The sequence below is a fragment of the Mycobacterium gordonae genome, from assembly GCF_002101675.1.
GTDB lineage: Bacteria > Actinomycetota > Actinomycetes > Mycobacteriales > Mycobacteriaceae > Mycobacterium > Mycobacterium gordonae.
Map to the genome: position 1 here is coordinate 1 of NZ_LQOY01000011.1, position 7,660 is coordinate 7,660.

A 7,660-nucleotide genomic window follows, 5' to 3' on the forward strand; every position below is an offset into this window, starting at 1 on the left:
TTGCCATGGGGACATCCTTCCAGCCCGCCCATGCTGGGCAAGCCAACTCAGATGTCACCTATTCGTGCAGCAGACCCAATGCCGGTGTACCGGCTTCCCAACGGGGTGATGCCGAACTGGTTGCAGATCCGCGACGACGGAACAAACCGCTACTTCGACCTATCTGTCAATGGCGTCGACTGGGTGACCGCATTCTCTGAGGGCCGGACGGCTTTCATCACCCCAGACCAGTTCTGCTTCGGGGCAACTAATGAGAGCACCGGCGCGGACGTCGTGATGCGGCTCCGTTCACTCGCAGGAATAGCGTAAAGGAAACACATGACAGAACTTTCCGGGTTCAGTGCTGTCCAACCGGCGGCGAACGTCGCCCCCCAGGCATTACAGATGCCGACCAGCTTGGCGGAGGTGTGCGCGTGCGACTGCCCCGCCGCGAAGATGCTGAAGGGCTTCGTCCAAATCGTTGACAAGGGCCTGACGAACCTCATCGAAATCGACATCCAATCCATCCCCACTCCCGAACGTGTGCAGGTCGCGGTAATCCCTTGGGATAAGGACGGTGTCGCCAAGAACGGCGTCGCCCTGCCCGGCGGGTATTTGGCGATTGACGGGACGAAAGTTGTCGGGATGTCGCCGGAGCAGCACGCAGCGTGGCTCGGAATCCCCTACGAGGCAACGCAACCAGAGCCGGAACCAGAGCCAACGCCGGGGCCGACAGTGGAGGAGCAGCCGTGAACGTGAACGCCCGAATTCCAATTAACTTCAACGCACGGTGGATTCGAGTCCGTCGCGCCGACGCGGGCATACACATTGATGCCAGCGGCAACGGAGTTGATTGGATGAAAATCTACTCCGAGGGTCCAGACCCGCTAATGCCAGTACACGAGGATGCACCCGCTGCCTGATTGGCAGCCGTTCGCGCGCTGCGTGACGTGCGGCCTTCCGGTGATTGACCACACCCCGTTGCGTTACGTCGTGCGTGCACGGCTGCGCCACTTCCTGCCCGCGCGTGTGGCCCGCTGGCTGCGGCCACTTCGCCGATGAGAAACGAGTGAGTGATGCCTACTGAAAACGGCTGGGAACCCTCCCCGCGCATCGAGCCGGATTCGCCGCTGCTGGTATGGAAAACAGTCCCGGGCACCGACGTGTCGCTGCAGGTCCGCAACGACGACGCCGGCACGCTGATGCTCGCCTACGCCGCGGACTACCACGCCAACGTGGAGCCGCTGCGAGACGCCGACTCTGCCTGCTATACGCCGACGAACTCGGTCAGCACCTCAAATCACTTGAACGCCACCGCAATGGATCTGAACTGGGGCAGCCACCCATTCCAGACGCGGGGGACGTTCGACGCTGCGAAGATGGCGGCGCTGCGCGACCTACTGGCGTTCTATGACCCGTGGATGTTCTGGGCGGGCGACTGGGACAGCCCCGCGGACGAGATGCACCACCAGCTGAACTATGGCACCTATGGCCGTCGCGACGAGTTGGCGGCGTGGGTGAAGGCGAACATCCGCCCGGACGGGTTCAGCGTCTACAAGCGGGGCGGACCGAAACCCGCGCCAATCCCCGCCCCTGATACGCGCGCTGCGGCTATCCAGGTGCTGTACGACGCCGTCCCGGTCATTGATGAAGCCCGCGCCGCGCAACTCATAGACCCGGTCATGGCCGGTCTTGCCTTGGCGCAGTGCAACAATCCCAAGCGCATCGCGATGTTCCTCGCCCAGTGCGGGCATGAAAGCGATGGCTTCAACACCACCGAGGAATACGCGAAGAACGGCCGATACGCCCCTTACATCGGTCGGACGTGGATCCAAATCACGTGGCAGGCCAACTACGCCGCGTTCGGCCGGTGGGCCGCAGACCAAGGCCTCATCTCGGACCCGAACTTCTTCGTCGCCAACCCCATTGCTTTGGCGGATTTGAAGTGGGCCGGCATCGGCGCCGCCTGGTACTGGACCGTCGCCCGCCCCACCATCAACAGTCTGTCCGACCAGGGCGACATCGTCGCCGTCACTCAACTCATCAACGGCGGGCAGAACGGAATTGCCGACCGCCGCACCCGATACCAGCAAGCACTGGGCGTCGGCGACCGGCTGCTCACCCTCATCGAACCCCGCACCAATCAACCGACGGAAGGACCGCTCATGGCACTCACCGACGACGAACAGACCGAACTTCTCGCGAAGGTCCGCTACATCTTCGACCAACTCGGCCCCAAACACCCCGACTGGGGACCGGATTCGTCGCTGGGCGCCTACGCTGACGGCCAGGAGATGACCCTGCGCGACGGCCTGGCCGCGCTCAAGCGCAAGGTCGACTCGCCCGAGGTCGCGATCGTCTCCTTCCAGACCGCCGAGAAGGCTGCGAAGTGATCGGGCCAGTGTTCGTGCCGGGGGGTGGGCCGGTGTGGCTCAAGGTTTCGTCCGTCACAAAGGGCGTCGACTCCGCCGGCAAGCCTGTGCTCTACGTGCACATCGCGCCGGACTTCGGCGGCGGCCCGGGCGGCGGCGAACCTCTACCACTCGCGGATGCAGCCTGATGTCTCTCAAGCTCGGGGACCGCAACGAAACGGTGCGGCGCTGGCGGCAGGTCATGGCCGCCATGTTCCACGGCTACGGTCGCCCGCTCGGGCCACTGGACCCCAACACCAACGAGTACGGCCCGCGGGCGGTGTCGTGGCAGAAGGAATACGAGCGCCGCACCGGGCAGAAGACCGACGGTGTTGTGTCCGACCAGGACCTGCTGGACCTAAAAATCGTTCGGCCCCACCGGCCCATCTGGATTTACTCGGCCCCGGGCTCCGGCGCCCCGTGGTGGCTCGGCCCGGCGTTCGACACCGGGGAGTGGGCCAAGAACGTCCTCAACCTCAACCATCAGCCCATCGGCTACGACATCGGCGGCTACCTCGGCCTGATGGGTGGGGACCCGAAGCTCAGCTACAACGACGTCATCGGACAGTTAGACGCCGAGTTTGAGCGGCTACTCGACGTCAACCCTGATGTCCAGCGCGCCATCACCGCCCGCCGGGCGAACCCGAAAGCCGCTGTCGACGTCGAAATCTGGGGCAGCGCCTACTCCCAATCAGCCGATGGGCTGAAGAAGTCGTTCACGCGGCTGTTCGGGCCGGGCGGCAAGTATGAGCTGCTGCGCGACCGCATCAACGGGCTGCTGCTGTTCGGCGACCCCACCCGCCAACCCGGCCGCACCAAACCCGGCAACACCCCCCCAGGTTGGGGGATTGCCCGCTGGACCGCCCCCGCATGGCTGGAAGCGTTGACGTGGTCCATCACTGTGCAGAACGACTTCTACGCCGCCTGCGACGACGAAATCCGGCCCCTGTTCTACACGTGGTTCATCCGCGCGGAGACGGAGCTGCCGTTCGTCATCTACACAGGGCAAATCATCATCCCGGCCCTGCTGAACCTGGTGGCCCCGTTCCTCGGTGGCCTCGCCGGCCTGGGAAGCCCGTTAGCGGTGCCGATACTGGCGGGAGCCACCGGAGTCACCCCGGGGTTACTGTCGCCGATTATCGGCGGCATCACCGGCACCCGCGAAGGGCCGGACCCGAAACTCATCGAGTTCCTGTCCGTCAAAGGGGTACTGACGAACCTGCCGGCGCTGGTGAAGCTGATGTCCGCACTGCCGGGAATCGCGGCCCACGGCGACTACTACAGTCCCCGCCCGGAGTTCGGCGGGCGCGGCGGCGTCCAGGTCGCCTGCGACACCATAGCGGCATTCCGCCGCTGACTTAACCCACTCTCAACCGCGACGAAGCGCGTTCGGGCCGCTGACCTGCGGGTATCTGACTACTCGAAAGGAACTGCAATGGCCGACAGCGAGTTGTTCACGCTCACGTTCTGGCAAGCCACCATCGCCCGCATGGCCCACTACGCCGCAACCTTCTCCCTCGCAGCCTGGGGACTGGGAGCCATCGGTTCAACTGAACCTCCCGCCAACCTGAGCGTCCCCTCAACCGGGGTGGCGATAGCAGCTGGGCTCGGCGCACTCTACGCACTGCTGATCTCCGTCGCCGGCGCCAAACTCACCCCAGGGGCAACCCCCCTCGGACTGCTGTTCCCCAACCCCAACCAGGTGCTCGAGGTCCGGCAGCGTCCCCGCAAAACCGGGCGCCGCCCCCGAATCACGCGCAGAGAATCTGACGACGCCGACGCATGACGTACCGGTTCGTCGATGAGCGCGCGCTGCGCTACGGCCAGATAGCTCTGCTCGGGGAAGCTGTCGCCCGCGGCCTGAACTACATCATGGCCCCACCCGGCCAGTTCGCAGCGATGAACCAAGTCGAAGGCAGCGCACCCCTGTGGGTGTGGGGGACCGTCTTCATCAGCCTCGGCGTCCTCGGTTGGTTCGGTGAAGCCCTCATGTCCGGAACCGAACCCGTCCGCGGCCCCAACCCCCGCGCCTGGCTGTCATTCATCGCCCACCTGGCGCTGCTCTGCGTGTACGCCGCGATGACTCTCGGATCGTTCGTCGCCGTCATGCAGCAGCACCCCAGATACGGGTGGCTCAACACCTACGACCTACTCGGGATGGCCGTAGCTAACTGGATCTTCGCCAGACGGCGGCGCCGCGATGCTTAGCGAAGACTGGCTTAAATACATTCCGCAGCAGTGGGTCGGCATCTTGGCGTTGGTGATGTTTTTCGCGACCCTCATCACCCATTTGATTGAGAAGTACCCGCTGATCGCGAAGGTCCTTCCATTGGGTACGTGGTGGCATGACCGGGTCAAGCGTAAGCGCCGCGAATACATCGCGGAGGACAACGAAGTCATCGCGAACCTGAGTAACCAGGTTGAGTTGTTGGTTAAGGACATGCGGGAGATGCGAGACGACCTGCGGTGTCTACGCGCCTGGTCCGTCTACGACGCCCGCTGGCACCATCACGCTGAGGTGTCGAGCGCCGAATGCGATTACGAGCTGCCCCGCCACTACGACTATTTCGAATTCGAGCGGATTTGGCGCAACGACTCGCTCGCCGCCGCCCGTCTGTCGTTCCTTGAGGAAACGTTGGAGGGTCCTACATGAGCCGGTCTAAGAAGGTGTGGCTGCTGCTTGGTGGGATTGCTTTGGCGCACAATTTCACCGCCGAAGACGGTGACACGCTCAGCGAGTGCATGGATGGTTGGCTGACACCTGACCGGCGGGTCCGGTGGATAGCTGAGGCGGGGTTGTTGGCTCTGTACTGCCATCTCAGTAACCGCATCAAACCCAGCTACGACCCAATCCACTTGGCGTTCGTGGTCGCTAGGAAGAGGCGTCGGGTGGTGCTGGTGGTTGAGCAGACCTAGTATCGGCCGAATAGTGGCCTTGAAACGCTTTCAGTTTTGAAGGTAGGTCAGCCGTGTCATTCCGAGCTCCGAACCCGCGATAGCGCATCTGGGACGGGTCAATCTTCGGAGCTGGCAGGTCGCACCGTTGGTGCGTGAACTGCGCATCGTCCCAGTCCGTCGCTAACTGAATGCGCACGATATCGCCCTTCGCGAACCCCTCGCCGCATGTAGCGCACCGCGTGTCTTGTCGCAGCCGCGCGCCGGTCCGCCCCTTCCCGACGATGGCGAATCCTTCACCGTTTGTCACCGGAAGTGCTGCGGGTGTCAACAATGAAAAGTTCTGAGTGGTGCACACCGACCCGGGTGGCATCAATGCCGGGGCTGTAGACCATGCCGCTGGCGGTGACTCAAAATCAGGTTCGCCCACCGCTCCATCCTCTCACTTACCCCCGTCTAGCCTCACTGCTCCGAGGCTAGGCGGGGGCCATTTGTTGTTTCTCAGGCCGGGAGGGGGCCGAGTAGCCCGTTTCGGCCGCTCCGGTTTACACCGGGGATGTGGTAGCCCCCGCCAGCCGCACCGCCGGTACCTAAGATGGCGCCCGCGTTTCCGCCGCGCCCCTCGTAACCAACTAGCGGGTCGATGTGTGCGACGCCGTCCTCGATGACCACTGTCGGGCCGCCGTCACCGCCAGCTCCTCCGTTGCCGAAGAGGAGAGCAGATCCGCCGTAGCCTCCGGTGCCCGCGCTGGAAGCGGAGACCGGTACGCCGCCGGTAATGACAACCTCTCCCGGGCCACCGTTGCCACCGCGGCCACCATTGCCCCAAAGCCAGCCGCCGGCGCCGCCTCGGCCTCCCATCGCGCCGGGGGCGGTGCTATCCCCACCGCGGCCGCCGTTGCCCCACAGGAGGCCGCCGTCCCCGCCGTTGGTGCCGACACCGTCGACGGTGGCGCCGTTGGCGCCGTCCCCGATGAGGGGGCGCCCTAGCCAGGCTTGGGCTGGGCCGTTGATGGCGGCAAGCAACTGGTCCGACACGGCTTCGGCGCTGGCGTACCGTGCAACGCTGCTGTTGAGTAGAGCCACGAAGCGGTCGTTGAGCGCCACCACCTGAACGTTTATCGCCTGGAAAGCTTCCCCGTGCGCAGAGAACAGCGCAGCGATGGCCCGCGACACCTCGTCGGCGGCAGCGGACACGATATTGGCTGTCGGGGATTGTGCCGCAGCGGCGGCGTCGGTGACCGCAGCCCCTATCCGGGCAACATCCGCTGCTGCCGCCGACGCAACATCCGGAACGATTAGCATTTGTCGGCCTCTGAGGATGTGAGGTAGGGGACCTTCCGTAGTGATTCGACCAGGCCGGTGATGGCGCCGCGCTGCTCCTCGCTCGTCAGGAGCGGAATCACTTTTTCGGCCATGCCGATCGCCATCTGAAATCCAGCGAGCACGCCCTCTTGGTAGGACCGCGCGAGGTAGTCGTTGAACTCCGCGTCAAGGGTCTCCATCAACCCTGGGTGATGCTTTCGGATTGCTGCCAGAGCCGGCGAATCTAACACCTGGACCCCCCTACAAACCCTTCGGTGCTCAATCAGCATGGTAGGGCGTGACGAATGTCTCACGGGCTGTTTTGCCGGTAAACAGTGCCCTACCAGGGCAGTTCTCATGGGCAGTAACCGTGCCCACCAAGAGGAACACGGCCGCGTTAATCCAGGCATCCCGCCACGGCGGGGATTCTTCGGCGGGTAGGGGTTCGCTCGGGAAGTCTTCCGACCACGCCAACTCTGAGGCGTGGGTTGCTACACGTGGGACAACGACAGTCTCATCCGCTGATGCTCCCCGAACCGTTTCCGGCCCACCATCCACAACACTCAGGATACGAGCACCACCGACAACGCCGCAGGAAAATCAGACAGGCTGACCAGTGTCTCCGCGCTGACCGTTAGGGAATATCCCAGGGAACAGGTTCGGTATCCCGCCCCCTACACCGCCGTAGCCGCCGATTCCAGGCTGGGAGTCGGCGTAGGTGATGTCTCCGTTGCCGCCGGTTCCGCCGTCGCCTCCGACCCCGAAGAGCACGGCGTCCCCGCCGCGGCCCCCGTAGCCGCCGTGCAGGCCGCTCCCGGCCGGGTAGCCTGGGCCGAATCCGACCCCGCCGGTTCCTCCCATACCGCCGTTGCCGAACAGCCAGCCGCCTTGGCCGCCGGTCCCTCCCGCGCCGCCGCGGTACGCGGTTGTCACCGGCAGATTGGTATTAGGGTCGATACGCGTGATGGTCCCGGCCGGCCCGCCCGTACCTCCGGTGCCGCCGTTGCCGAACATCCCCCCAGCACCGCCCATGCCCCCAGATGCGCCGATAGCGGTCCCGTTTCCACCAA

At 64.5% G+C, this 7,660-nt stretch carries 11 protein-coding genes and 1 pseudogene; 9 read left to right on the forward strand and 3 right to left on the reverse strand.

Annotation, left to right across the window (positions count from 1 at the left end; genetic code table 11):
• The 9 genes from AWC08_RS00875 to AWC08_RS00910 all read left to right on the forward strand — a co-directional run.
• Window positions 1-309, forward strand: a 309-nt coding sequence (locus AWC08_RS00875; RefSeq protein WP_218621733.1) for a hypothetical protein, incomplete at its 5' end; no start/stop codon positions are given.
• A gap of 9 nt (window positions 310-318) precedes the next feature.
• Window positions 319-732 carry a hypothetical protein gene (locus AWC08_RS00880; RefSeq protein ID WP_142283342.1) on the forward strand — a complete coding sequence of 138 codons (414 nt, stop codon included), beginning with the start codon at window positions 319-321 and terminating at the stop codon, window positions 730-732.
• A 323-nt stretch (window positions 733-1,055) separates the two neighbouring features.
• Complete coding sequence (locus tag AWC08_RS00885) at window positions 1,056-2,372, forward strand: glycoside hydrolase family 19 protein (protein WP_085087306.1); 1,317 nt, start codon at window positions 1,056-1,058, stop codon at window positions 2,370-2,372.
• Window positions 2,369-2,539 (forward strand): hypothetical protein, encoded by a 171-nt coding sequence (locus AWC08_RS36205; RefSeq protein ID WP_159459946.1) that lies wholly within the window; start codon window positions 2,369-2,371, stop codon window positions 2,537-2,539. The genes AWC08_RS00885 and AWC08_RS36205 overlap by 4 nt, the downstream gene beginning before the upstream one ends.
• Window positions 2,539-3,747: a hypothetical protein gene (locus AWC08_RS00890; protein WP_085087309.1), complete on the forward strand. Its 1,209-nt coding sequence runs from the start codon at window positions 2,539-2,541 to the stop codon at window positions 3,745-3,747. Before AWC08_RS36205 ends, AWC08_RS00890 begins: the two co-directional genes overlap by 1 nt.
• 78 nt (window positions 3,748-3,825) lie before the next feature.
• Window positions 3,826-4,176 carry a hypothetical protein gene (locus AWC08_RS00895; protein WP_069435534.1) on the forward strand — a complete coding sequence of 117 codons (351 nt, stop codon included), beginning with the start codon at window positions 3,826-3,828 and terminating at the stop codon, window positions 4,174-4,176.
• A complete protein-coding gene (locus AWC08_RS00900; RefSeq protein WP_069435535.1) occupies window positions 4,173-4,598 on the forward strand; it encodes a hypothetical protein in 426 nt (141 codons plus the stop codon). The genes AWC08_RS00895 and AWC08_RS00900 overlap by 4 nt, the downstream gene beginning before the upstream one ends.
• Window positions 4,591-5,043 (forward strand): hypothetical protein, encoded by a 453-nt coding sequence (locus AWC08_RS00905; RefSeq protein WP_069435536.1) that lies wholly within the window; start codon window positions 4,591-4,593, stop codon window positions 5,041-5,043. The genes AWC08_RS00900 and AWC08_RS00905 overlap by 8 nt, the downstream gene beginning before the upstream one ends.
• Window positions 5,040-5,306 (forward strand): DUF7427 family protein, encoded by a 267-nt coding sequence (locus AWC08_RS00910; RefSeq protein WP_069435537.1) that lies wholly within the window; start codon window positions 5,040-5,042, stop codon window positions 5,304-5,306. Before AWC08_RS00905 ends, AWC08_RS00910 begins: the two co-directional genes overlap by 4 nt.
• A gap of 480 nt (window positions 5,307-5,786) precedes the next feature.
• On the opposite strand, the gene AWC08_RS38895 is transcribed toward AWC08_RS00910, so the two are convergent.
• The 3 genes and pseudogenes from AWC08_RS38895 to AWC08_RS36210 all read right to left on the reverse strand — a co-directional run.
• Entirely contained in the window at window positions 5,787-6,590 is an 804-nt protein-coding gene (locus tag AWC08_RS38895; protein ID WP_083271439.1) for a PE family protein, read from the reverse strand.
• Complete coding sequence (locus AWC08_RS00920) at window positions 6,584-6,790, reverse strand: hypothetical protein (RefSeq protein WP_069435539.1); 207 nt, start codon at window positions 6,788-6,790, stop codon at window positions 6,584-6,586. Before AWC08_RS00920 ends, AWC08_RS38895 begins: the two co-directional genes overlap by 7 nt.
• A 400-nt stretch (window positions 6,791-7,190) precedes the next feature.
• Window positions 7,191-7,660 (reverse strand): annotated as a pseudogene (locus tag AWC08_RS36210) (PE family protein); the annotation flags it as partial.

What these genes read in the sequence shown, in the direction of transcription:
- AWC08_RS00890 (WP_085087309.1), top strand. Translation starts at nt 2,539, where the DNA reads ATGTCTCTCAAGCTCGGGGACCGCAACGAAACGGTGCGGCGCTGGCGG.
- AWC08_RS00900 (WP_069435535.1), top strand. Translation starts at nt 4,173, where the DNA reads ATGACGTACCGGTTCGTCGATGAGCGCGCGCTGCGCTACGGCCAGATA.
- AWC08_RS00880 (WP_142283342.1), top strand. Translation starts at nt 319, where the DNA reads ATGACAGAACTTTCCGGGTTCAGTGCTGTCCAACCGGCGGCGAACGTC.
- AWC08_RS00905 (WP_069435536.1), top strand. Translation starts at nt 4,591, where the DNA reads ATGCTTAGCGAAGACTGGCTTAAATACATTCCGCAGCAGTGGGTCGGC.
- AWC08_RS38895 (WP_083271439.1), bottom strand. Translation starts at nt 6,590, where the DNA reads ATGCTAATCGTTCCGGATGTTGCGTCGGCGGCAGCAGCGGATGTTGCC.
- AWC08_RS00920 (WP_069435539.1), bottom strand. Translation starts at nt 6,790, where the DNA reads ATGGAGACCCTTGACGCGGAGTTCAACGACTACCTCGCGCGGTCCTAC.
- AWC08_RS00910 (WP_069435537.1), top strand. Translation starts at nt 5,040, where the DNA reads ATGAGCCGGTCTAAGAAGGTGTGGCTGCTGCTTGGTGGGATTGCTTTG.
- AWC08_RS00895 (WP_069435534.1), top strand. Translation starts at nt 3,826, where the DNA reads ATGGCCGACAGCGAGTTGTTCACGCTCACGTTCTGGCAAGCCACCATC.
- AWC08_RS00885 (WP_085087306.1), top strand. Translation starts at nt 1,056, where the DNA reads ATGCCTACTGAAAACGGCTGGGAACCCTCCCCGCGCATCGAGCCGGAT.